The organism is Hydrogeniiclostridium mannosilyticum (assembly GCF_003268275.1).
GTDB classification, from domain to species: domain Bacteria; phylum Bacillota; class Clostridia; order Oscillospirales; family Acutalibacteraceae; genus Hydrogeniiclostridium; species Hydrogeniiclostridium mannosilyticum.
This window is the reverse complement of sequence record NZ_QLYR01000002.1, coordinates 42,712-65,428: the sequence shown is the minus strand read 5'-3', so window position 1 is coordinate 65,428 and position 22,717 is coordinate 42,712. Positions and strand designations below refer to the sequence as shown.

Genomic DNA, 22,717 nt, shown 5'->3' with positions numbered 1-22,717 from the left:
GAAAAAAGGAAAGCCCGCGCAGTGCAAATGGCAAGCCACAGCAAAGCGCGGGTCTAAAGACCTCGTTTTTTCCTACGCTGGCATTACCCAGATCAGGTTCAAGGGACATGAGCGTCACTTCGCTCCATCTCAGCCGCGGTTACGCAGCGCCCCGATTCAGTTCATTCTTATAATAATACATCCGTCGGAATTTGTCAACTCCCCACGCAAACGCCCGGTTTTGCAGGCGGCAAACCGGCTCAGGCCAGCCGGGCCTTCGCTTTTTCGGCAAAGCTCGCCTGCTTTACCGAGACACGCTCATGGACGCCGTCGGCAATTTCGCCGGCGTTGTCGCTGGCTGTCAGGGTAAAGCGGAACACCCGCCCCTCCCGGGCCTCCAGCACAGCGCGCACGGTAATCTCGGCGCCAACCGGGCTGGCGGCCTTGTGGTTAAGGGCCAGCCTGGTGCCCACGGTGGTCAGCCCGTCCTCCAAGCAGGCCTGGGCCAGGGCCGCCGCCGTGTTCTCCATCATCGCGGCCACTGCCGGGGTCGCCAGCACCTCCACGCTGCCGCTGCCCATGGCGGTGGCCAGCTGGCTAGGACCTACGGTGAATTTTTTAATCAGCTCATTCGGATTCATTGTCAAATGCGCTCCCTTCCGTTATAATAAGTACTGCGGGCAGCCGCATCAGCACGGCCCGCCTATAGAAATTTTCACCAAGCAGCTTCACAGAGCCCCTCGCCCTGAACCGGGGCCGCGCCCGAATACCAGGCCCGCAGCTGCAAATAAACCAAGCAGCCAAACAAGGCAAGCGAGGCCCCGCAAGGGGGAATTTTCGTGCAACAGCCCGGGGGCCTGCTGCCATTATAGCACAAAGAGCCGCCGGTTACAATTCTCATACCGGACAGACAGGGAGGAAAGCATGGCCCGTTACGTAAAAAAATATTCATCCCAGCGCAAACCCAAAAAGCCCAGGTTTTACCCGCTTTGGGCGCTCTTTGCCGCGGCGGCGGTAGCCATTGGCGGCTGGGCCGTCCAATATTTTCAGGACAGGCCCGCGGACCAGGCGGATGCCCCCAGCACATCCCTGGCCGATGAAAATCAGACGCGGGTCTATTTTTTGGATGTCGGCCAGGGCGACAGCGAGCTCATCCGCCTGCCGGACGGCGTCAATATCCTGATAGACGCCGGCACGAACGCTACCGAGGACGAGCTGCCCGAATACCTGAAGGACCTGGGCGTCAGCCGTATCGACGTCCTAATCGCCACCCATCCGCACGAGGATCACATCGGCGGAATGGACACCGTCATCCGGTCGCTGGAGATCGGCAAGGTCTGCATGCCGGATCTCTCCGCCGATGCCACACCCACCACAAAAACCTATGAAAGCGTACTGGACGCCATTGCCGAAAAAGGGCTGAAGGTCACGAGGGCAACGCCGGGCGCCGTACTGTATGAAAACGAGACGGCTGACATCCGGCTGACGCTGCTGGCACCGCTGGAAAATGATGACGACAACCTCAACAATTACTCCGTGGTGGCAAAGCTCACCTGCGGCAACCGTTCCTTCCTCTTCACCGGGGATGCGGAAAAGGAGGTTGAGGATGCGCTGCTCGCCAGCGGCGCCGACCTGAGCGCCGACGTGCTCAAGTGCGGGCACCACGGCAGCAAGACCTCCACCTCTGCGGATTTCCTGGCGGCAGTCCACCCCGGCGCCGCCGTAATCTCCTGCGGGCTGGACAACGACTACGGCCACCCGTCCGACCCGGTCGTCAAACGGCTGAACAAGGCCGGAATCTCCATTTACCGCACGGACCAGCAGGACACGCTCCTGGCACAGTGCGACGGCGATGCCATCGCGTTTACCACCGGGCTGCCCTCCGTACTGCCGGATAAGTACGGGCAGGGCTGACGGGCGGAGTTCCAGCGGCGGGCGTGAATTTTCTTTTCCGCCGCGCCGCCCTGTGCATTGGTATTCCTCCGACCAGCCCGCACTGCTCTTGCCGCGGCGCCAAGAGGCACCAATAAAATTGATAAATGGGCTTGCTTTTTTTGAAAAAAAAGCTATGCTTGTAGTAGGTTCTTTTGCAGTTTATCATTTGTTAATTTTACAAATTAGAAAAACGTTTTTATACTCTTAATTAATTGAGGAGGAGCCCAATGGAACCATTGACCAACCGTGAGCGCGTAAGGCGCTGCGCACAATGCCTGCCCATAGACCGCGCCCCGTTTTCATTTTACTTCGGCCCCTGGGGAGAAACCCTGGAGCGCTGGAAAAGCGAGGGGATTGACAATCCCCTCGCCTGGCAGCAGAACTTCCCCTTTGACAAGCCCGTGGTTCAGGTTGCCGGATACGTCAACCACCTGCACTGCCCGCCCTTTGTGCCCGAAGTGCTGGAACGCAGCGGCAGCAAGCTGGTTATGCGCGACCCCATGGGAGAAATCGTGGAATGCATCGAGGGAAAATCCGGCATTCCTAAAATTCTGCGTTCCCCGGTAAACAACCGCGAGGAATGGGAGCAGCTGAAGGCGGAACGCCTCAACCCAAACGACCCGGCCCGTTTCCCGGAGAATTGGAAGGAGCTGGCACGGCAATGGAATGCGGCGGATGCCCCCGTACAGATTGGGATTTACCCCTGCGGGCTCTACGGCACCCTGCGCGACCTAATGGGCGTGGAGGGCAGCCTTTTCGCTTTTTACGACATGCCCGACCTGGTCAAGGACATCATGGACGGCCTGACAGATTTCTGGCTCTCCATTTATGAAAAAATCTGCCGGGACGTCAAGGTCGATATTCTCCACATCTGGGAAGACATGTCCGGCAAACAGGGCTCCCTGGTCTCGCCGGATATGATCCGCGAATTTATGCTGCCCAACTACAAAAAGCTCAGCGATTTTGCCAAAGCGCACGACATCGCCGTCATCCAAGTGGACACCGATGGCGACTGCGAGGAGCTGATCCCGCTGTTTGCCGGGGCCGGCGTCAATATGATGCTGCCCTTTGAGGTAACAGCCGGCTGCGACGTAGTGGCGCTGCGCCGGAAATACCCCTATATGTCCATGATGGGCGGCATCGACAAAATGGAAATTGCCAAGGGCAAGGAAGCCATTGACCGCGAACTCAAGCGCATAGAGCCCCTGCTTTTTGAAACGGGCTATTTCCCCGCTCTTGACCACCTGATCCCCCCTGAAATCAGCTACGCGGATTATACCTACTTTGTCAACCGCCTGCACGACATCATTTTTCAATAAGCCGCAGCCGCTCAAAATAGCGGAAAAGGCCGTGCCGTTGGCCTAAACAGGCGCGCCGGCAGGGCCTTCATTAAACGCGCTGATGAAAGGGCTGCCGGTTTACGCTCAGACACAGCCGCAAGCCCGCTTTTCCCCGGCGAGCCGCCCGTCTATTACGACCTCGCCCATCGCGTTTTCATCGTCCCGGATAATCTCGCCCACGGCGGGCGCCGTGATGCGGCCTGCGTAGGGATTTTTAATGCTGATGACCGGGGTGGTGACGGCGGCCTGCACCTCGCTCCGCTCAAAGGCAAGGTCCGCCCCTTCCATCTCACAGTCAATGAGCTTCAGCCCCTTGCAGTAGCACAGCGGCTGGGTGCCGGTGATCCTACAGCGTTCAAATGTGACATTCTCGCAGTACCAAGCCAGGTACTCGCCCTTCACAACACTGTCGCGCACCACGACATTCTTGGCATGCCAAAAGGCATCCTTCGTGTCAAAGACGCAGTTTTCAAAGACGGAACGCTCAATGTACTGAAAAGAATATTTTCCCTTCATGCGCACGTTTTTGAAATGCAGGCGGCTGGCACGCATCATAAAATATTCGCTTTCGGCCGTGCAATCCTCCATTTCCACGCCATCTGCCGACCAGCCGAACTCCGGGGAGACAATGGCGCAGCCCCGCATTTTTACCCGGCTGCATTCCCGCAGGGCCTTGATTCCACGGAGCTCGCTGTCCGCGATCTCAATGTGGTCGGAATACCACAACGCAGCTCTGCAATGCTCCGTCATTTCCGAATCCTTTATTTTCAGCCCGTGGTTATGCCAGAACGGGTAACGCAGGTTGAAGCGGCAGTCCTCCACCTCTATGTCCGCGCACTCCTTAAAGGCGCTCTCCCCGTCGGCCGGCCCGTCAAAATTACAATGCCGGACCGCCACCCCTTTACTGCCATAAAGGGCGCGCTCCCCATCAAATACTTGGTTCTGAATAATCTCCATTTCATTGGCCTCCTTGTCAATGGAATCAGCGGCCTGCATCGCCGCTTGATGTTTTTTGCCCAATCGGTAAGCTAAATAATCCAGGCAGTCCATGCGCCTTTCCTCCCGGCGCACCCACTCAAGCAGCCGCTTCCGATGCGCGGAGAGAAGCCGCAGCTGCTCCGGCACGCCACCGCTCCTTTCCAGCGAAAAAAACGTTCCGCCAGCCGGGGGCCGCACCCGGCATCCCTCAGGTTTTGCAGGGTTGCCTGCATGGAAGAAACGTCCGCCGCGCTTTCCGGCGCTTCTTCGTGTTCTTTTTGGCCGCTCCGCAGTACAGACTGCCACCTTCCGGGAAATTTCAGCGCATGCAGCAAGCGCTATTCTATTTCTATGCGCGGGCTGTACATTTGTTTTATAGTTTCAGTATAGACCGGGTACCATTAAATAGCAAATACTTATTTATAATAGAAATTAATAGTTGAAACCTATGGCGTTTTTTATTATGATTTAAGAATAAACACGGTCCTCAAATTGTCAAACCGGCAAAGTACGCTTCCGCGTACGGTGCATGAAACAGGAGGCCTTCAAATGGAATTGCGCGTTTTGCAATATTTTTTAGCGGTAGCAAGGGAGCAGAGCATTTCAGCCGCGGCGCAGTCCCTGCACCTTTCCCAGCCCACGCTTTCCACACAGCTCAAAGCGATGGAGGCCGAGCTCGGCAAACAGCTTTTAATCCGCGGCGCGCGGGGCTCCCGCAAGGTGACGCTGACCGAGGAAGGCATGATCCTCCGCAAGCGTGCGGAGGAAATCCTTCAGCTGGTAAAGAAGGCCGAGGATGAAATTACCCTGTCCGACGAGGCCATCGCCGGTAATGTCTTTATCGGCGCCGGAGAGACCGAGGGTGTGCGCTATCTAATTCAGGCACAGCACGCCCTGCAGCAGAAATACCCGTTGGTCTATTTCCATATACAGAGCGGGGACCGAAAGGATATTCTTGACTCGCTGGACCAGGGCCTAAGTGATTTCGGCCTTATTCTCGGGGAGGTGGACACCGCAAAATACGACTGCCTGGATATTCCCTGCCGGAACACCTGGGGCGTTTTGATGCGCCGCGATTCCCCCCTGGCTGAGAAAGCGGCCGTCGAGCCCGAGGATCTTTGGAACAAGCCGCTCATCCTTTCCCGCCAGGAATGCTATGCCGGGGCCCTGCTGCCCTGGCTGAAGCAGGAGTGGGGGCAAATTAACAAGGTAGCTACCTACAGCCTTCTTTTCAACGCCTCCTTAATGGTGGAGGAAGGGCTCGGCTACGCCGTTGGGCTCGACCAAATTATTAACACCAGCGGGGAGAGCAAGCTGTGCTTCCGCCCCCTGCGGCCCAGGATAGAAATGGGCACGCACGTCGTCTGGAAAAAATACCAGATGTTCTCAAAGGCGGCAGAGCAGTACCTGGCTTTTTTAAAAAAAGCCTCCCAGGGCTAGGCGCTCATGTTTCGGGCTGTAAAGGGCAACGGTACGGTGGAAAGCCGCATCGCTGCCCTTTGTATTTTGTTCTGCGCGGGCGTGCCGGGTCCTTCCGCTTCAGGGTAAAAAACCGGGCCGCCCAAGTAAAAACAGCGTTCATCGAACCAGCCTCTGTCCGTCACGGCGCCTACAGCGCCCGGTTCGTTTTTTGTTAAAAATATTTATATTAAAATATTTTTATATCTAAAAAATTAATTTCAGCATTTACTACAAATTCAGCCTCTTTTATTGCCGTTGATCTTCAATTATTTTACATCTCTTCGTTTAAAACCGGCCCAAAAATACGCTATCTGTGCACCGCCGCCATATTTGCTTTGCGCCCCGTGCTGCTGCAAGGGGTTGACAAAATTTAAAACCCCCTTATAATTGTTAGGGAACGAACAATTATAAGGAGGGATTCGTATGGGGATGCCGGCAGCGGCGGATGCACAGCCGGATTTTGGGCGGCTGATTCATGCGCTCTCCCATCATCTCAGGCGGAGAAGCCCCGTTTCTGAAGGAGGCGGCGAGCTCACCCACATGCAGCGGCACATCCTTTTTTATATTCTGATGGAGTCGCTGAACCGCGAGATTTACCAAAAGGATGTGGAGGAGGAGTTTCACATTCGCCGTTCCACCGCCACAGGGATGCTTCAGCTGATGGAAAAAAGCGGGTTTATCACCCGCGAAAGCGTACCCCAGGATGCGCGGCTGAAAAAAATTGTGCCCACCAAAAAGGCCGGGCGGTTCCGCACGCAGGTTCAGGCCAATATCGCGCGCATGGAGCAAAAGCTCGCGGACGGCATCCCCCCGCAAGATCTGGACACCTGCCGGGAGGTACTGCTGCACATGCTCGGCAACCTTACCCAAAATGAAAGAAGAACGGATAACGAGCAAGGAGGTAACGATGAATAGACGATTATTTCAATCTGTACGTGAATTTAAAAAAGAGTCCGTCCTGTCCCCGGTTTTTGTTATTCTGGAGGTCCTGATGGAGGTCCTGATTCCGCTGATGATGGCTAAAATCATCGACGTCGGCATTATGAACGGCGACATGGGCTACATCATTGGGATGGGCGCCGTCCTGGTGGCCATGGCCATGCTGGCGCTGTTTTTCGGCGTGAAGGCCGGCAATTATGCCGCCAAGGCGGGCGCGGGCTATGCAAAGAACCTGCGCCATGACATCTTCTATAAAATTCAGCAGTTTTCCTTTAAGAATATCGACCGCTTTTCCACGCCCGGCCTGGTGACGCGGCTCACCACCGACATCACCAATGTGCAAATGGCCTATATGATGAGCATTCGCCTGCTGGCCCGCGCGCCGATCATGATCGTCCTCTCTCTCATCATGACCATGACGGTCAATGCGCAAATCGCTCTGATTTTGCTGCTGACGGTGCCGGTGCTCGGCGGCCTGCTGATTTTTATCGCCAAGAAGGCACACCCCCATTTCATTCAGGTGTTCAACGAGTACGACGTGCTCAACAACACCGTACAGGAAAACGTCAACGCCGCGCGCGTGGTCAAGGCCTATGTGCGCGAGGATTATGAGGTCAAAAAATTCCACGGCATTTCCAAAATCATTTACAACCTGTTTACCAAGGCGGAAAAAATTGTCGCCTGGAACTCCCCGGTTATGCAGTTCACCATCTATGCGGTGGTTCTGCTCATGGTGCTCATCGGCGGGCGCAGCATTGTCTTCGGCTCCATGGAAACCGGCGAGCTGACCAGCGTTATCATCTATGCCATTCAGATCTTAAGCTCCCTGATGATGGTCTCCTTCGTCTTTGTCATGATTATGATTGCCGAGGCCTCCTCTGACCGCATTAGAGAGGTGCTGGACGAGGAGCCCGAAATGCAGGACGGCGCTGAAGCGCTTCAGGAAGTCCCCAACGGCAGCATCGACTTTGAAAACGTCAGCTTCAGCTATGCGGGCGAGGGCGGCAAGCTGTCGCTCAAGCACGTGGACCTGCACATCAAGGCAGGGCAGACCATCGGCATCATCGGCGGCACCGGCAGCGCCAAATCCACCCTGGTGCAGCTCATCCCCAGGCTCTACGACGTAACCCAGGGCGTCGTCAAGGTAGGCGGCATCGATGTGCGCAGCTATGGGCTGGAGGCACTGCGCGACCAAGTCTCTATGGTGCTGCAAAAAAACGTGCTGTTCTCCGGCAGCATTTATGAAAATATCCGCTGGGGCGACGAAAACGCCAGCGACGAGGAGGTCCAACGGGTCTGCCGCCTGGCACAGGCCGACGGATTTATCCGGGAGTTCCCGAACGGGTACGACACCATGATTGTCCAGGGCGGCAACAACGTATCCGGCGGGCAGAAGCAGCGCCTTTGCATTGCCCGGGCACTGCTGAAAAAGCCGAAAATCCTGATTCTGGACGACTCCACCAGCGCGGTGGACACCAAAACCGACGCCATGATCCGCAAGGCGTTCCGAGAGGAAATTCCAGACACCACCAAGCTTATCATCGCGCAGCGCGTCTCCTCCATTGAGGACGCCGACCAAATCATCGTTATGGAAAACGGCGAGATCAACGGCATCGGCACTTCCGCCGAGCTGCTGAAAACCAACGCAATTTACCGTGAGGTCTATGAATCCCAAGTGAAAGGAGGCGGCGACGATGAATAAAAAAGGGAACAAACGCATCAATAAGCAGACCCTGCAAACCGGCAGGCGCCTGCTCCGGTATGTGACCGGTACTTATAAGGCGCAGTTTATCGCCGTGTTTATCTGCATTCTCATCAGCTCCGTTGCCTCTGTTTCGGTTTCGCTCTCCCTGAAGTTTTTGCTCGACGACTTCATTGTCCCGCTCATTGGCAACACGGATCCCAATTTCTCCGAGCTGTACGCGGCGCTGGCTGTTTTGGGGACCATCTTCCTGGCGGGCGTGCTGGCCTCGTTTATCTACACCCGTCTGATGGTCAAAATCGGCCAGGGCGTGCTCAAGCGTGTGCGCGATGAAATGTTTGAGCACATGCAGACCCTGCCCATCCGCTATTTTGACCAAAACACCAACGGCTCTATTATGAGCCTCTACACCAATGACACCGACACCCTGCGCCAGATGATCAACCAATCCATCCCGCAGGTGCTCATGTCGCTTCTCACCATTATTGTCACCTTTATTTCTATGCTGGCGCTCAGCCCGCTGCTTACCATCCTCGCGGTGGTCATGATCGGCGTGCTCCTGCTGGTCACCAAAAAAATCGGCGGCAACAGCGGCAAATACTTCGTGCGCCAGCAGCTCGATATTGCCGACGTGACGGGCTTTGTTGAAGAGCGCATGAACGGGCAGCGGGTCATTAAAATCTTTAATCACGAGCGCGTCTCCGAGCAGGAGTTCGACGCGCTCAACGACCGCCTTTATGAAAGCGCTACAAAGGCCAACACCTTCGCCAACATGATGGGCCCCATCATCGGCAACCTGGGCAACCTGCAATTTGTGCTGACGGCTGTTCTGGGCGGCTTTCTCTCTGTAGCGAATATCGGCGGCATCACCCTGGGCGTCATGGCCGCTTACCTGCAATTTACCAAGAGCTTCACCCAGCCCTTCATGCAGGTGGCCCAGCAGTTCAACTCCATTGTCATGGCCCTGGCAGGCGCTGAGCGGATTTTCCGGATGATCGACGAAAAGCCAGAGGTGGACGACGGCTATGTCACCCTGGTCAATGCGAAAAAGAAGGCGGACGGCTCCCTGGAGGAATGCGCGGAGAGAACCGGCCTTTGGGCCTGGAAGCACCCGCATCAGGACGGCAGCGTCACCTACACGGAGCTCAAGGGCGACGTGCAGTTCTACGACATGACCTTTGGTTATACGGATGAAAAGATAATCCTGCACGATATTTCACTGTATGCGAAGCCGGGCCAAAAGCTCGCCTTTGTGGGCTCAACCGGCGCGGGCAAGACCACCATCACCAATCTGATCAACCGTTTTTACGATGTCCAAGACGGCAAAATCCGCTATGACGGCATCAATATCAACAAAATTAAGAAGGCTGACCTGCGCCGTTCCCTGGGCATCGTATTGCAGGACACCCACCTGTTTACCGGAACCATTATGGAAAACATCCGCTATGGGCGCATCGATGCCACAGACGAGGAAATCCACGAGGCCGCTCGCCTCTCCCACGCCGATCAGTTCATCAACATGCTGCCCAACGGCTACCAGACCATGATCAGCGGCGACGGCGAAGAGCTCTCACAAGGCCAGCGCCAGCTGCTCTCCATTGCCCGGGCCGCGGTGGCAAACCCGCCCGTGCTGATTTTGGACGAGGCCACCTCCAGCATCGACACCCGTACTGAGCGTATTGTGCAAAAGGGTATGGATAACCTGATGAAGGGCCGTACCGTATTTGTCATTGCGCACCGCCTCTCCACCATCCGCAACAGCGATGCCATCATCGTATTGGATCATGGACGCATCATCGAACGCGGCAGCCATGAGGAACTCATCGTCAAAAAGGGCACCTATTACCAGCTTTACACCGGCAAGCTGGAGCTTTCATAAAGCGGCTTTCCAGTAAAGCAATAAATCCCGGCATTCCTGAAAAAGTTTTTCAGGAGTGCCGGTTTTGCTTTGCCTTTTCCGCTTAAAATGATATAATAGTAAAATAACAAAAAACAAAAACCAATGGCCACAATACAAAACGGCGGTATCCGCCGGCGGAGGTGAGCGCATGCCGGCCAACGAGGAACAAATCACGGCACTGTATGCCGGCGGAATCGAGGAGGGACGGGCGGACCGCTCCCGGTCGGGCGGCACAGAGTTTTATTACACGGAAAAGATCCTGCGTCCCTATATCCGTCAGGACACCCGTATTCTCGAAACCGGCTGCGGCACCGGCTATTATGGGCTGTTATTTGCCGACAGCTGCGCATCCTACACCGGGGTGGATCTCAGCCCGGATAATATCGCGGTTTTCAGCCAAAAAATCCGGGTTCAAGGCAAAAAGAACCTCACGGCGCTGGCCGGCGACGCCACGCGGTTGACGGGCCTCGCGGAAAAGAGCTTTGATTTGGTGCTATGCCTTGGGCCGATGTACCACCTGCCGCCGGAGGAACGCCGGCAGGTGTTCCGGGAATGCTGGCGGGTTGGAACAGACAAAGCCGTCTTTGCCTTCGCCTATATCAACCGGCTGGGCGTATATGCTGGCGCCTGCGTAAATGAATCCCTGCGGGCATTTTACCCCAACGCCCAGGCAAACGAAGCGGTGCTAAAAAACAGCACGGACGACCTCCGCCCCGGCGTCTTTTACTATACCTCCCCGGAGGAGATGGAAGCCGGCGCCATAGAGCATGGCTTTGCCGTCTGCCAAAACTGCGGGCTGGATTTCTTCTTTGCCGCCGATGCGATTGACCGCATGGATGACGAGCAGTTTCGCTGCTATCGTGAGCTCGCAGACCGGATGAGCGCCAGCCGTTCCTGTACCGGTCTGGCTAATCATGCCTTGATGGTCTGTACCAAGGCATAGCCGCCACCCGGGCCGCCTATCGGCCCGTTTTACCCGCGTATTCCCCCCACACAGGCAATGTGGGGTTCTTTTGCGTGCCGGCGGGCAGCCCCCGCCGTCCCCCGACTCTGTTCCGGCACTGTGCCGGAGAAAGGATTACCGCCATGAATATTCGCAGCCTTTTTCAAAAAAAAACCGCCGGACCCGCTGCGGGACCGGTAGAATACATCGTCGCCGGGCTGGGCAATCCCGGCTCCAAATATGAAAACACACGCCACAACTGCGGCTTTATGGCCATTGACCGCATCGCGGAGCAGGCGGGCGCCACCATTGACCGCCTGAAGTTCAAGGGGCTGACCGCCACCGTGCAAATTGCGGGAAAAAACGTGCTGCTGCTTAAGCCCTCCACGTTTATGAACCTCTCCGGCCAAAGCGTTCAGGAGGCCATGGCCTTCTATAAAATCCCACCGCAGCACGTCATCGTGCTCTTCGACGACATTTCCCTGGAACCCGGGCGCATCCGCATCCGCACCAAGGGCAGCGACGGCGGGCATAACGGCATGAAAAATATCATCTATTTAGCGGGAAGCCAAGACTTTCCCCGGGTAAAAATCGGCGTGGGGGCCAAGCCCGACCCCCGCTGGGACCTGGCGGACTGGGTGCTTTCGCGCTTCAGCAGCCAGGAGCAAAAAAAGCTGGACGAGGCGCTGGAGCACGCGGCGGGCGCTGTAACCCTGCTGCTTCAGGGCAATGCCGCTGAAGCCATGAACCGTTACAACGGTTAGGGCCGCCATGGAGGATTTTATTTACAGCCTTAACGCCACCATGCCAATTTTTCTGGTCATGGCCGCAGGCTATTTTCTGCGGCGAATCGGCCTGCTCAATGAAAATTTTGTCACGGTCGCCAACCGGTTTAATTTCAAGGTCACGCTGCCGATCCTGCTGTTCATGCAGATTTCAGCCATGGATTTGCAGGCCGATTTTGACCCGCTCTACTTTTTCTTCTGCATCGGTGCCACGCTCGCCAGTATTTTGGCCATCTGGCTGCTCAGCGCGCGCCTGGTTAAGGACCGTACGCAGGTGGGCAGTTTTATTCAGGGCGCCTACCGGGGAAGCGCCGCCGTGCTGGGTGTGGCCTTTATTCAGAACATCTACGGCAACGCCGGCCTGGCCCCGCTGATGATCGTCGCCGCCGTGCCGCTGTACAACATTTTCGCCGTCATCATCCTCACCATTTATGGGGAGCACCCGGCGGGCCCGCAAAATTCCCGCGGCAGCATAAAGCGCACGCTGCTCAATATTGTCAGGAACCCCATCATCATCGGCATTGCCGCGGGCGTTCCCTTTTCCCTGCTCCACCTGCGGCTTCCGGCTATGCTGGATAAGACCCTCGCCAGCTTCGCGGACATGTCCACCCCTATCGCACTGGTGGCCATCGGCGCTGGCTTTGAGGGCGGCAAGGCGCTGGCCCGCCTGAAGCCCACCCTGGCCGCCGCACTGATTAAGCTGGCCGTCCAGCCGGCGGTGTTTCTCCCCATCGCCATTGCGCTCGGGTTCCGCGGGCAGGAGCTGGTTGCCCTGCTCATTATGCTTGGCGCGCCGACCACTGTCAGCTCCTACATCATGGCAAAGAACATGGGCAATGACGGCGTGCTGGCCTCCAGCATCATTGTGGCGACAACCGTGCTCTCCAGCATCACCGTCACGGCCTGGATATTCCTGCTGCGCAGCGCCGGGGTGCTGTAACGCGCCCGGGGAAAGGCCGCCAACCCCGGCAGCGGAAGCTTAGATGCTTCCAAAAGGCGGCGCACCTGGAAACGTACCTATTTTTGAAAATGGAACGACAGACGGAGACAGATTATGAAATTTTTATGGAATGCCCTTGCCAGATTGCCGGAATATCAAACCCTGGAGGACGCCGTTTCCACCGGGGCGCTGCCTGCTGCCGCCACCGGGCTTTCCGGCATCCACAAAGCAGCGGTTTCCGGCGCCCTGTGCGCACGCCAGGGCCGTAAGGCCCTGTTCCTTGCGGCGGATGAAGCCGAGGCGCAGCGCATTGCTGGCGACCTTGCCGCGCTTGGGCTGCGCCCGCTGGTCTACCCGGCCCGGGACTTCAACCTGCAGGACGTGGAGAGCGCCTCCCGCGAATATGAACACCAGCGCCTGCAAGTATTGGCACGCATGCTCAAAGCCGCGGGCAGCGCGCCGGATAAAGAGCCGGACGCCGCGGAGGGCTGGGATGCCGTCGTTGCCTGCATCGATGCCGCCCTGCAATATACCCTGCCGCCGGAGGAGCTGGAAAAGCGCACCGTTGTACTCCGGGCAGGGCAGCAGGTCAGCCCGGAGCACATCATCAAGGCCCTGCTGGCCTGCGGCTACCAGCGCGCCGTTCAGATCGACGGCGCCGGACAGTTTTCGCTGCGCGGGGGCATTCTCGACATCTTTACCCCCGGCGCGCCCAACCCCGTCCGCCTGGAATTTTGGGGCGACGAGATCGACACGCTCTCCTTTTTCGACCTTGAGACCCAGCGACGCACCGATCCGGTTGAGAAAATTATTCTGGCGCCTGCCATGGAGGCGCTGGCCACCAACCCCGGCGCGCTGGCGGAACGGCTGCGCAGCCTGGCAAACACGCTGCGCGGCAAGCATGCCGCACCCGCAAAGGACACGCTGCGCAAGCACGCCGGCAAGCTGGAGGACGGCCTTGCCCTCAGCTGTGCCGACAAATACATCACCCTGCTTTACAGCCGTGTGGCCACGCTGTTTGATTACCTGCCCGGCAATGCGCTGATCTTTTGCAGCGAGCCGCTGAAAAACAAGGAGCGCATGCGCTCCGTTCTCTGGCAATGGGGCGAGGATGTCAAGGGCTATCTGGAGGAGGGCGTGCTCTGCCGCGGCCTGACCGAATTTAGCGAAACCTGGGCCTACGCCCTGCAACAATTCGAGCTGCGCGGAACTGTACTGATGGATTCGTTCGCACGCGGCAGCTATGATCTCCCGCTGAAAAACCTGGTTCATTTCTCCGTGCGCCAGCTCTCCCCCTGGGGCGGCAGCATCCAGCTGCTCACCGAGGACCTGCAGAATATGCTGGCCAACAAATGGGCCTGCGTTGTCCTGGCGGGCAACGAGCGCAGCGCGCGCACAACTGCCGCCGACCTGCAGGCCCAGGGTCTGCCGGCCTCCTACCTGGAAAGCGCGGAGGTCGTTCAGCGCGGCACCATTGTGGTGGCCAGCGGCGCGCTTTCCGCCGGCCTTGAGCTGCCCGGCGCCTTTTTCGGCCTGCTTTCCCACGGGCGGCTGGCGGCGGCCCCCGCCAAAAAGAAAAAGCGGCCTAAAAACAGCCAGGAAATTTACAGCCTGGCGGACCTCACCCCCGGCGATTACGTGGTGCACAGCGCGCACGGTATCGGCATCTTCGACGGCATCCACAAGCTCGATATGCACGGTGTCGTCAAGGATTATATTAAGCTGCGCTACGCAAAGAGCGACACGCTTTATGTACCCGTCACGCAGCTGGACATGGTAAGCAAGTATATCGGCCCGCGGGAGGATTCCGGCGTTAAGCTCAACCGCCTGGGCGGCAGTGAGTGGCAGAAGGCCAAAAGCCGCGTCCGCGCCGCGGTGCGCGACATGGCTAAAGAGCTGATTAAGCTCTACGCGGAGCGCATGCAGGCCAAGGGGCACGCCTTTTCAGCCGACAACGAGTGGCAGCACGACTTTGAGAGCCATTTTGAATATGACGAAACCGAGGACCAGCTCCGCTGCGTGGAGGAGATTAAATCCGATATGGAGCGAGAGGCCCCCATGGACCGCCTGCTGTGCGGCGACGTGGGCTTCGGTAAGACCGAGGTCGCCCTGCGCGCGGCCTTTAAATGCGTCTGCGACAGCAAGCAGTGCGCCCTTCTGGTTCCCACCACCATCCTGGCCTGGCAGCACTTTCAGACCATCTGCAAGCGCATGGAGGGCTTCCCCGTACGCATCGAGCTGCTCTCCCGTTTTCGCACGCCCAAGCAGCAGGAGGACATCCTCCGCCGCCTCAAGCGCGGGGAAATCGATATTGTCGCCGGCACGCACCGTCTGGTGAGCAAGGATGTTAAATTCCGCGACCTGGGCCTTGTCATCATCGACGAGGAACAGCGCTTCGGCGTCGCCCAAAAGGAGCGCCTGAAGGACCTGTGCAAAAACGTGGACGTGCTCACGCTGTCGGCCACCCCCATTCCCCGGACGCTGAACATGGCGCTCTCGGGCATTCGGGACATGAGCGTAATTGAGGAGGCCCCGCACGACCGCCACCCCGTTCAGACCTATGTGCTGGAGCACGACGACGGCATCCTGTTTGACGCCATCCGCCGGGAGCTGCGGCGTGGGGGGCAGGTTTATTACCTGCACAACGATGTCGCCAGCATTGAGCGTGTCGCCGCCCGGATCCAGTCCCATATCCCCGAAGCGCGCATCGGCATTGGCCACGGGAAAATGAACGAGCAGGAGCTCTCCGAGGTCTGGCGCAGGCTCATCGACCATGAAATCGACGTCCTGGTCTGTACCACCATCATCGAAACCGGTGTCGACGTCCCCAACGCCAACACGCTTATCATCGACAACGCCGACCGCATGGGCCTCTCGCAGCTGCACCAAATTCGCGGCCGCGTGGGGCGCTCCAACCGCCGCGCTTATGCCTACCTAACCTTTACCCGCAACAAGGTTCTTTCAGATATCGCCCAAAAGCGCCTCTCCGCCATCCGCGAATTTACCGAGTTTGGCTCCGGCTTTAAAATCGCTATGCGCGACCTGGAGATCCGCGGGGCGGGCAACATCCTCGGCGGCGAGCAGCATGGACACATGGAGGCCGTCGGCTACGACATGTACCTGAAAATCCTTGGCGAGGCCATCAAGCGGGAAAAGGGCGAGGAGGTCCCCGATTACGACGGCGAGTGCCTGGTGGATGTTCAGCTTCAGGCCCATATTCCGGAAAAATACATCGGCGACCTCAACCAGCGCCTGGAAATTTACCGCCGGATCGCGGATATCCGCACCCAGGAGGATGCGCTCGATGTCACCGACGAGCTCATTGACCGGTTCGGCGAGCCGCCGGAGAGCGTCAACGGGCTCATCAGCATCGCGCTGCTGCGCAACCAGGCTTCCCGCTTGGGCATTCATGAAGTCAAGCAGCAAAACGACACCCTGCTGTTTTATAAGCAGAAGGTGGACCCCAGGCAGGTCGCCCTGCTGGTTTCCACCTTTAAAAAGCGCGTGATGATCAATGCGGGCGCGCGCCCCTATATCAGCGTAAAGCTCAGCGGCTCCCCGCTGGACACGCTGAGCGAGGTGCTCGCGCTGCTTTCCGGAGCTGAGAACCAGCCGCCCGAAAAACAGTAAGGACTGCTTCCCGTTTCCTAATATCAAGGTTCCCCTAAAAACAAACAGATCCCCCGCAACAGCAGCCGCTGCCACGGGGGACCTGTTTGTTTTTAAACGCCGTTCAGCACGCCGCCCAAATCACTGGCGGCCCGCCCAAATCACCGGCGGCGCATCCGCCTGCCCTTATGCCAGGCAGACATTGACCGCGCGCACCTTGTTGCGGTTCTTCGGGTCAATCTCGGAATCAAACGTCACATGCTGGCCCTCCTCCAGGGACTTAAAGCCCTCAGAGATAATCGCGGAAAAATGGACGAACAGGTCCTCACCGCCGTTGTCATTCTTGATAAAACCATAGCCCTTGTCCGCATTAAACCATTTTACTGTACCTTTATTCATCAAAGATACCTCCTAAAAAATATTATCCGCCTGCAAATAAAAAACTCACAATTTGTAAATCATCAAAAAAATCAATGACTTACAAACTGTGAGTTAATTGATACATTAAGATTATGTATTTATAATAGCATATCTTTATATATTTGTCAAGGGCTTTCGACGTCCTGCATAAATCTTGGCAGAAAACCTGACCAGGCCCTTGACCTGCGAGGCGATTGGGCGTATAATAAGCATCAAGTTGTTCTATATAAAACCATTCAATTTAGAACTAATTAAAATTGGAGACACGTTATGAACCAAATAACCGGCCTGCTGCTGTGCATTCGAAAAACTGTCAAGCTCTACGAGAGTATGCTCAAACCAGTTTGTGACCATTACCGGCTGACGCTGATTGAAGCAGACATCATCAGCTTTTTACAAAACAATCCCGGTAAGGACACGGCGGGCGATATTGTCGGGCTGCGCATGCTCTCTAAGGGCAACGTCTCACAGGCTGTAGAAAGCCTGATTCAGAAATCGCTGCTACAGCGGCAGCAGGATCGCAGTGACCGGAGGAAAATCCATCTGTCGCTGACTCCGGCGGCCCAGCCTGTCACCGCAGAGATTGACGAAATCCGCGAACGCTATCTCAAAAAGATTTTTGCAGGCTTCTCCCCTGAGGAGCGCGAACTCTTTGCGGAGCTCAACAGCCGGATTATTGAAAATGCCAAAAACGCCATGGGAAAGGTGGACTAAGCATGAATGGCGATAAGGACTTTTTAGGCAAGGAGCCGGTGGGCAAGCTGCTGCTCAAGCTGGCGCTGCCCACCGTAGCGGCACAGATCATCAATATGCTTTACAATATTGTGGACCGCATTTACATCGGCCATATTCCGGACATCGGAACCCTGGCCTTGACGGGCGTAGGCGTCTGTATGCCGCTGATTATGATTGTGACGGCCTTTTCCGCCTTCACCGGCTACGGCGGCGCGCCGCGCGCCTCCATCTTCATGGGTAAGGGCGACCAGGAATCCGCTGAAAGGACGCTGGGCAATGGCTTTGTACTGCAAATCATCATCTCGGTAGTGCTGACCGCGGTGCTTCTGCTTTGGAACCGCGACTTTCTGCTGGCCTTTGGCGCCAGTCCAAACACCATTGAATACGGCGTCAGCTACATGAATATCTACGCCATCGGAACAATTTTTGTCCAGATGACGCTGGGGATGAATGCCTTCATCACCGCTCAGGGCTTCGCCAGAACTGGGATGCTCTCTGTGCTCATCGGCGCGGTTGCCAATATCATCCTCGACCCTATTTTCATCTACGGCCTCAATATGGGCGTGCGCGGCGCCGCCTTGGCAACCATCCTCTCGCAGGCCCTGTCCTGCGCCTGGGTACTGATTTTCTTATTTGGCAAAAAGACCTATTTGAAAATTCACCGCCGCCACCTCGCCCTGAAGGCTAAAACCGTCCTTCCCATGCTGGCGCTGGGCCTTTCGGTATTCATTATGCAGGCCAGCGAAAGCGTAATTTCCATCTGTTTCAACTCCTCCCTGCTGCGCTACGGCGGCGACATCGCCGTAGGCGCCATGACTATTCTCACCAGCGTCATGCAATTTGCCATGCTCCCGCTGCAGGGCCTGGGACAGGGCGCGCAGCCCATTATCAGCTACAACTACGGCGCTAAAAACACCGGCCGGGTAAAATTGGCGTTTAAGCTGCTGCTTGTGTCCAGCCTCTGCTACTCGGTTCTTTTATGGCTTGCCATCATGCTCTTCCCACAGGCCTTTGCCGCCCTGTTTACCGGCGATGCGGTATTGCTAGAGTTCACCCGGAGCGCCCTGCGGGTTTACACCGCCTGCCTGCTGTTGTTTGGCATCCAAATGGCCTGCCAAATGACGTTTACCTCGCTCGGCAATGCCAAGGCCTCCATTCTGGTGGCAGTCATGCGCAAATTCATTCTGCTCATTCCGTTAATCTACATCATGCCGGTGATCTTTCCCGGCGACCAGGCAACAGCAGTCTATATGGCCGAGCCGGTTGCAGATTTTTTCGCCGTCTCCTTTAAGCGCGGTGAGATAAGAAAACAAGTAAAAACCCTTATATCATCACGTTTTAAGGACAGCGGGCAAACAGGTTACAAGTGAATAACCGAGCAAAAGGGACGTTATCGAGAGATAGCGTCCCTTTCTGCATACCACGCCACAGCTTGAAATAAGTTGTGGCTTTTTTATGCCCGCAGGAAAGGAGGGGCAGCCGGAATGTTTTTCACAGACGACGAGGGGCGGGCTTTTGAACTGCTCATGCAGCAGAAGCCGGGATTTGACCGCTATCAATCCGGCTGTGCCGGAAGTGATGAAGATTGCGGCACTTGCCGTTTCTACCGTCCAAAATGGAAATATGAGTTTTGTGTTTTCAAAGAGTGTCCCTACTGCCCCGGCAAAAGGACGCGGAAAACGCCCGCCAGCATGGACAAATAGACAGGTAAAACGCCTTGTGTCATGCGGTTTTTCAGACGCAAAAACGGCAAAGACGTATTGCAATATCAAAACCGCACAAAACAGCTTTCTAATAGTCCACGCATACCAAGAAAGGAAGTGATGAAAAATGCCGGTTTTCCGAGTGGAACGCAATACGGGCTATACCGTTATGAGCAACCACCATTTACGCAACAAGGAATTGACCCTAAAAGCAAAAGGCTTGCTTTCGCAAATGCTATCCTTGCCGGAGGATTGGGACTATACCCTAAAAGGCTTATCCCATATCAACCGGGAGAAAATCGACGCAATCCGCGAAGCGGTAAAGGAACTTGAAAAAGCCGGATATATCGTCCGCAGCCGGGAGCGCGACGAAAAGGGACGCTTGCGGGGTGCGGATTATATCATCTACGAGCAGCCGCAGCCGCCTACATTGGATTTACCTACATTGGAAAATCCAACATTGGATAATCCAACGTTGGAAAAACCTATGCAGGAAAAGCCTACGTTGGAAAATCCAACGCAATTAAATAAAGATATATCAAGTAAAGAAAAAATAATTACTGATGTATCAAATAACGATCAATCAATCTATCCGGCAGAGCCGGAGGACGCGCCGCCATTCGGCGGGATTGATAGGATTGACGGAAATACCGCAGTAGAGATTTACAGGGAGATTGTCAAAGACAATATCGAATACGATCACCTTATCCGCAACACCAAAATAGATAAGGAACGTTTAGATGAAGTTGTCGAGTTAATTCTTGAAACCCTATGCAGTACCGCCCAATATATCAAAGTTGGCGGTGAAAAGTTCCCCGCCGAGTTGGTAAAGAGCCGCCTTTTGAAAATAGACACGTCCCATATTGAATATGTGTTTGACCGTATCGACCAAAACACGACCAAAGTTTATAACATACGGGCATACCTTTTGAAAACGCTGTTTTCCGCGCCCTCTACAATGGGGCATTTCTACACAGCAGAAGTCAATCACGACCTTTACGGCGGCGAATGAGCATAGCCGCATTTTACAGGGAAAGGAGTTGATACCTTGCAGGAAGAAGTAACCCAAAAAGTGATTGCGCTATCTATCAAAACCGCGAAATTAGACGCGGCGGTGCTTCAAAAGGCGTTGAAATTAGCTTTACGGCAGATCGAGAAGCAGCGTGGCAAGCCAAAACGCGGCAAACAGACCTTGCGCCAGCTAAAAAAATCCGGCGAACAGATAACAAATATCAAAATTACTGACGACAATATCAAAGCATTTGACCCTATCGCAAAGGAATACGAACTTGACTACCATGTGAAGAAAATCGAGGGCGGCGAAATCCCCCGTTATCTCGTTTTTTTCAAAGGCAAGGACATTGACAGTATGACCGAAGCGTTTAGGGAGTTTTCCGCAAAGAAGCTGAACAAGAATAAAAAGCCCTCTATCCGCAAAGCCCTTGCCGCTGCAAAGGACAAGGCGAAGCAGCTTAACGCCGCCCGCGACAAGGTTAAAAAAATAGACAGGGGACGTGAAATATGAAGCAGATTAACTACAAAAAGCTGATAATCCCAAATATTCCCTATGTGTTCTTTGTCTATCTCTTTGATAAAGTCGGACAGGCGGTGCGCCTTGCCCCCGGCGCGGATTTTTCCGCAAAGGTGCTGCATATTGCACAGGGCTTTTCCGCAGCGTTTGAAAATGCCTTGCCGAGCGTCCACCCGCTTGATTTGCTTATTGGCATTGTCGGCGCGGTGGTTATCCGTTTGATAGTCTATGTCAAAGGGAAAAACGCGAAGAAATACCGAAAGGGCGCGGAGTACGGCAGCGCACGTTGGGGCGGCACCGAAGATATAAAGCCCTACATAGACCCCGATTTTCAAAATAACATCATTTTGACGCAGACGGAACGGCTTACCATGAACAGCCGCCCAAAGCAGCCGAAGTACGCGAGAAATAAAAACGTCGTCGTGATCGGCGGCAGCGGCAGCGGAAAAACAAGGTTTTTTGTCAAGCCTAATTTAATGCAGCTTCATTCTTCTTACGTCTTGACAGACCCGAAAGGGACGGTGTTAATCGAGTGCGGAAAGCTATTGCAGCGCGGCGGGTACAAGATAAAAGTGCTGAATACGATAAACTTCAAAAAATCCATGCACTACAACCCTTTTGTGTATATCCGCAGCGAAAAGGATATTTTGAAGCTGGTAAACACGCTGATAGCGAATACCAAAGGCGAGGGCGAAAAAAGCGCGGAGGATTTTTGGGTGAAAGCCGAAAGATTGCTGTATTGCGCTTTTGTCGGCTATATCTGGTACGAAGCCCCCAAAGAGGAAATGAACTTTACAACGCTGCTTGAACTTATCAACGCCAGCGAAGCCCGCGAGGACGACGAGGAATACCAAAGTCCCGTTGATCTGCTCTTTGCCGAGTTGGAGGAACGCGACCCCGACCATTTCGCGGTGAAGCAGTACCGAAAATATAAATTAGCGGCGGGCAAGACCGCGAAAAGCATTTTGATTTCATGCGGTGCGCGACTTGCCCCCTTTGACATTAAGGAACTCCGCGAACTCATGTCCTATGACGATTTGGAACTTGACACGTTAGGCGACAGAAAGAGCGCGCTTTTCCTCATTATGAGCGATACGGACAGCACTTTTAATTTTGTAATCGCTATGCTGCAATCGCAGCTTTTCAATTTGCTTTGCGATAAAGCGGACGACGAGTACGGCGGCAAGCTGCCCGTCCATGTGCGGTGTCTGCTGGACGAGTTTGCGAACATCGGTCAAATCCCACAGTTTGAAAAGCTGATTGCTACAATCCGCAGCCGGGAAATCTCGGCTTCTATCATTCTGCAATCGCAGAGCCAGCTAAAAGCCATTTACAAGGACGCGGCAGAAATCATACTTGATAATGCCGACAGCACCTTGTTTTTGGGAGGGCGCGGGAAAAATGCAAAGGATATTTCGGAGAACTTGGGACGGGAAACAATAGACAGTTTCAACACTTCCGAAAATCGCGGCACGCAGGTTTCTCATGGCCTCAATTATCAAAAATTAGGAAAGGAGTTGATGACACAGGACGAAATAGCAGTTATGGACGGTGGAAAGTGTATTTTACAGTTGCGCGGTGTGCGTCCCTTTTTCAGCGACAAATACGATATTACTAAACACCCAAACTACAAATATCTTTCCGACTTCGACAAGAAAAACGCTTTTGACGTTGAACGGTATATGTCCACTCGTCCGGCAATCGTAAAGCCGGACGAAGCCTTTGACATATACGAAATAGATTTGTCCGACGAGGACGCAGCCGCCGAAAAGTAACGGCGGCATTTTTATTTCCAACAACATTTTTTAAGCCGTAAA

At 55.3% G+C, this 22,717-nt stretch carries 19 protein-coding genes and 1 riboswitch; of the genes, 16 read left to right on the top strand and 3 right to left on the bottom strand.

Translation table 11 applies throughout. The features are described 5' to 3' along the window. Window positions 1-51: 51 nt before the first annotated feature. Window positions 52-164, bottom strand: a riboswitch (TPP riboswitch). A gap of 75 nt (window positions 165-239) precedes the next feature. Next, on the bottom strand, window positions 240-620 hold the full coding sequence (locus tag DPQ25_RS05080) for a thioesterase family protein (protein WP_112332340.1): 381 nt from the start codon (window positions 618-620) through the stop codon (window positions 240-242). A 283-nt stretch (window positions 621-903) separates the two neighbouring features. Here DPQ25_RS05080 and DPQ25_RS05075 point away from each other — a divergent pair, with 283 nt between their 5' ends. Further along, on the top strand, window positions 904-1,893 hold the full coding sequence (locus tag DPQ25_RS05075) for a ComEC/Rec2 family competence protein (RefSeq protein WP_177576851.1): 990 nt from the start codon (window positions 904-906) through the stop codon (window positions 1,891-1,893). Window positions 1,894-2,141: 248 nt separating this feature from the next. After that, complete coding sequence (locus tag DPQ25_RS05070; protein ID WP_112332106.1) at window positions 2,142-3,233, top strand: uroporphyrinogen decarboxylase family protein; 1,092 nt, start codon at window positions 2,142-2,144, stop codon at window positions 3,231-3,233. A 105-nt stretch (window positions 3,234-3,338) separates the two neighbouring features. Here DPQ25_RS05070 and DPQ25_RS05065 read toward each other — a convergent pair whose 3' ends face one another. Then, window positions 3,339-4,379, bottom strand: coding sequence for a DUF3737 family protein (locus DPQ25_RS05065; protein ID WP_407928151.1), 1,041 nt, complete (start codon window positions 4,377-4,379; stop codon window positions 3,339-3,341). Between the two features lie 402 nt (window positions 4,380-4,781). Between DPQ25_RS05065 and DPQ25_RS05055 the strand changes: the two genes are divergently transcribed. The 8 genes from DPQ25_RS05055 (at window position 4,782) to mfd (ending at window position 16,532) form a co-directional block, all read left to right on the top strand. Continuing rightward, window positions 4,782-5,672 carry a LysR family transcriptional regulator gene (locus DPQ25_RS05055; RefSeq protein ID WP_112332104.1) on the top strand — a complete coding sequence of 297 codons (891 nt, stop codon included), beginning with the start codon at window positions 4,782-4,784 and terminating at the stop codon, window positions 5,670-5,672. Between the two features lie 444 nt (window positions 5,673-6,116). Further along, window positions 6,117-6,608 carry a MarR family winged helix-turn-helix transcriptional regulator gene (locus DPQ25_RS05050; RefSeq protein ID WP_112332103.1) on the top strand — a complete coding sequence of 164 codons (492 nt, stop codon included), beginning with the start codon at window positions 6,117-6,119 and terminating at the stop codon, window positions 6,606-6,608. Continuing rightward, window positions 6,601-8,334, top strand: a complete 1,734-nt coding sequence (locus tag DPQ25_RS05045) for an ABC transporter ATP-binding protein (RefSeq protein WP_112332102.1) — start codon at window positions 6,601-6,603, stop codon at window positions 8,332-8,334. The genes DPQ25_RS05050 and DPQ25_RS05045 overlap by 8 nt, the downstream gene beginning before the upstream one ends. After that, window positions 8,327-10,213: an ABC transporter ATP-binding protein gene (locus DPQ25_RS05040; RefSeq protein ID WP_112332101.1), complete on the top strand. Its 1,887-nt coding sequence runs from the start codon at window positions 8,327-8,329 to the stop codon at window positions 10,211-10,213. The genes DPQ25_RS05045 and DPQ25_RS05040 overlap by 8 nt, the downstream gene beginning before the upstream one ends. Before the next feature lie 169 nt (window positions 10,214-10,382). After that, window positions 10,383-11,177: a class I SAM-dependent methyltransferase gene (locus DPQ25_RS05035; protein WP_112332100.1), complete on the top strand. Its 795-nt coding sequence runs from the start codon at window positions 10,383-10,385 to the stop codon at window positions 11,175-11,177. Window positions 11,178-11,320: 143 nt separating this feature from the next. Further along, window positions 11,321-11,941: an aminoacyl-tRNA hydrolase gene (pth, locus tag DPQ25_RS05030; RefSeq protein ID WP_112332099.1), complete on the top strand. Its 621-nt coding sequence runs from the start codon at window positions 11,321-11,323 to the stop codon at window positions 11,939-11,941. A 7-nt stretch (window positions 11,942-11,948) separates the two neighbouring features. Further along, on the top strand, window positions 11,949-12,902 hold the full coding sequence (locus DPQ25_RS05025; RefSeq protein ID WP_112332098.1) for an AEC family transporter: 954 nt from the start codon (window positions 11,949-11,951) through the stop codon (window positions 12,900-12,902). Window positions 12,903-13,016: 114 nt separating this feature from the next. Then, a complete protein-coding gene (gene mfd, locus DPQ25_RS05020; RefSeq protein ID WP_112332097.1) occupies window positions 13,017-16,532 on the top strand; it encodes a transcription-repair coupling factor in 3,516 nt (1,171 codons plus the stop codon). A gap of 165 nt (window positions 16,533-16,697) precedes the next feature. Here the strand turns inward: mfd and DPQ25_RS05015 are convergent, their stop codons facing one another. Continuing rightward, window positions 16,698-16,910: a cold-shock protein gene (locus DPQ25_RS05015; protein ID WP_112332096.1), complete on the bottom strand. Its 213-nt coding sequence runs from the start codon at window positions 16,908-16,910 to the stop codon at window positions 16,698-16,700. Window positions 16,911-17,201: 291 nt separating this feature from the next. Between DPQ25_RS05015 and DPQ25_RS05010 the strand changes: the two genes are divergently transcribed. The 6 genes from DPQ25_RS05010 to DPQ25_RS04985 all read left to right on the top strand — a co-directional run bounded on the left by DPQ25_RS05010 (window position 17,202) and on the right by DPQ25_RS04985 (window position 22,675). After that, on the top strand, window positions 17,202-17,645 hold the full coding sequence (locus DPQ25_RS05010) for a MarR family winged helix-turn-helix transcriptional regulator (RefSeq protein WP_112332095.1): 444 nt from the start codon (window positions 17,202-17,204) through the stop codon (window positions 17,643-17,645). Window positions 17,646-17,647: 2 nt separating this feature from the next. After that, entirely contained in the window at window positions 17,648-19,036 is a 1,389-nt protein-coding gene (locus DPQ25_RS05005) for an MATE family efflux transporter (protein ID WP_112332094.1), read from the top strand. Window positions 19,037-19,150: 114 nt separating this feature from the next. Beyond that, on the top strand, window positions 19,151-19,369 hold the full coding sequence (locus tag DPQ25_RS05000; RefSeq protein ID WP_112332093.1) for a hypothetical protein: 219 nt from the start codon (window positions 19,151-19,153) through the stop codon (window positions 19,367-19,369). A gap of 127 nt (window positions 19,370-19,496) precedes the next feature. Continuing rightward, window positions 19,497-20,381 carry a DUF6017 domain-containing protein gene (locus DPQ25_RS04995; RefSeq protein ID WP_112332092.1) on the top strand — a complete coding sequence of 295 codons (885 nt, stop codon included), beginning with the start codon at window positions 19,497-19,499 and terminating at the stop codon, window positions 20,379-20,381. Between the two features lie 36 nt (window positions 20,382-20,417). Then, window positions 20,418-20,894, top strand: a complete 477-nt coding sequence (locus tag DPQ25_RS04990) for a PcfB family protein (protein WP_112332091.1) — start codon at window positions 20,418-20,420, stop codon at window positions 20,892-20,894. Then, complete coding sequence (locus DPQ25_RS04985) at window positions 20,891-22,675, top strand: VirD4-like conjugal transfer protein, CD1115 family (RefSeq protein ID WP_112332090.1); 1,785 nt, start codon at window positions 20,891-20,893, stop codon at window positions 22,673-22,675. The genes DPQ25_RS04990 and DPQ25_RS04985 overlap by 4 nt, the downstream gene beginning before the upstream one ends. Window positions 22,676-22,717: the final 42 nt, after the last annotated feature.

Coding starts and splice junctions, on each gene's coding strand:
- DPQ25_RS05080 (WP_112332340.1), bottom strand. CDS start 620: ATGAATCCGAATGAGCTGATTAAAAAATTCACCGTAGGTCCTAGCCAG.
- DPQ25_RS05075 (WP_177576851.1), top strand. CDS start 904: ATGGCCCGTTACGTAAAAAAATATTCATCCCAGCGCAAACCCAAAAAG.
- DPQ25_RS05070 (WP_112332106.1), top strand. CDS start 2,142: ATGGAACCATTGACCAACCGTGAGCGCGTAAGGCGCTGCGCACAATGC.
- DPQ25_RS05055 (WP_112332104.1), top strand. CDS start 4,782: ATGGAATTGCGCGTTTTGCAATATTTTTTAGCGGTAGCAAGGGAGCAG.
- DPQ25_RS05050 (WP_112332103.1), top strand. CDS start 6,117: ATGGGGATGCCGGCAGCGGCGGATGCACAGCCGGATTTTGGGCGGCTG.
- DPQ25_RS05045 (WP_112332102.1), top strand. CDS start 6,601: ATGAATAGACGATTATTTCAATCTGTACGTGAATTTAAAAAAGAGTCC.
- DPQ25_RS05040 (WP_112332101.1), top strand. CDS start 8,327: ATGAATAAAAAAGGGAACAAACGCATCAATAAGCAGACCCTGCAAACC.
- DPQ25_RS05035 (WP_112332100.1), top strand. CDS start 10,383: ATGCCGGCCAACGAGGAACAAATCACGGCACTGTATGCCGGCGGAATC.
- pth (WP_112332099.1), top strand. CDS start 11,321: ATGAATATTCGCAGCCTTTTTCAAAAAAAAACCGCCGGACCCGCTGCG.
- DPQ25_RS05025 (WP_112332098.1), top strand. CDS start 11,949: ATGGAGGATTTTATTTACAGCCTTAACGCCACCATGCCAATTTTTCTG.
- mfd (WP_112332097.1), top strand. CDS start 13,017: ATGAAATTTTTATGGAATGCCCTTGCCAGATTGCCGGAATATCAAACC.
- DPQ25_RS05015 (WP_112332096.1), bottom strand. CDS start 16,910: ATGAATAAAGGTACAGTAAAATGGTTTAATGCGGACAAGGGCTATGGT.
- DPQ25_RS05010 (WP_112332095.1), top strand. CDS start 17,202: ATGAACCAAATAACCGGCCTGCTGCTGTGCATTCGAAAAACTGTCAAG.
- DPQ25_RS05005 (WP_112332094.1), top strand. CDS start 17,648: ATGAATGGCGATAAGGACTTTTTAGGCAAGGAGCCGGTGGGCAAGCTG.
- DPQ25_RS05000 (WP_112332093.1), top strand. CDS start 19,151: ATGTTTTTCACAGACGACGAGGGGCGGGCTTTTGAACTGCTCATGCAG.
- DPQ25_RS04995 (WP_112332092.1), top strand. CDS start 19,497: ATGCCGGTTTTCCGAGTGGAACGCAATACGGGCTATACCGTTATGAGC.
- DPQ25_RS04985 (WP_112332090.1), top strand. CDS start 20,891: ATGAAGCAGATTAACTACAAAAAGCTGATAATCCCAAATATTCCCTAT.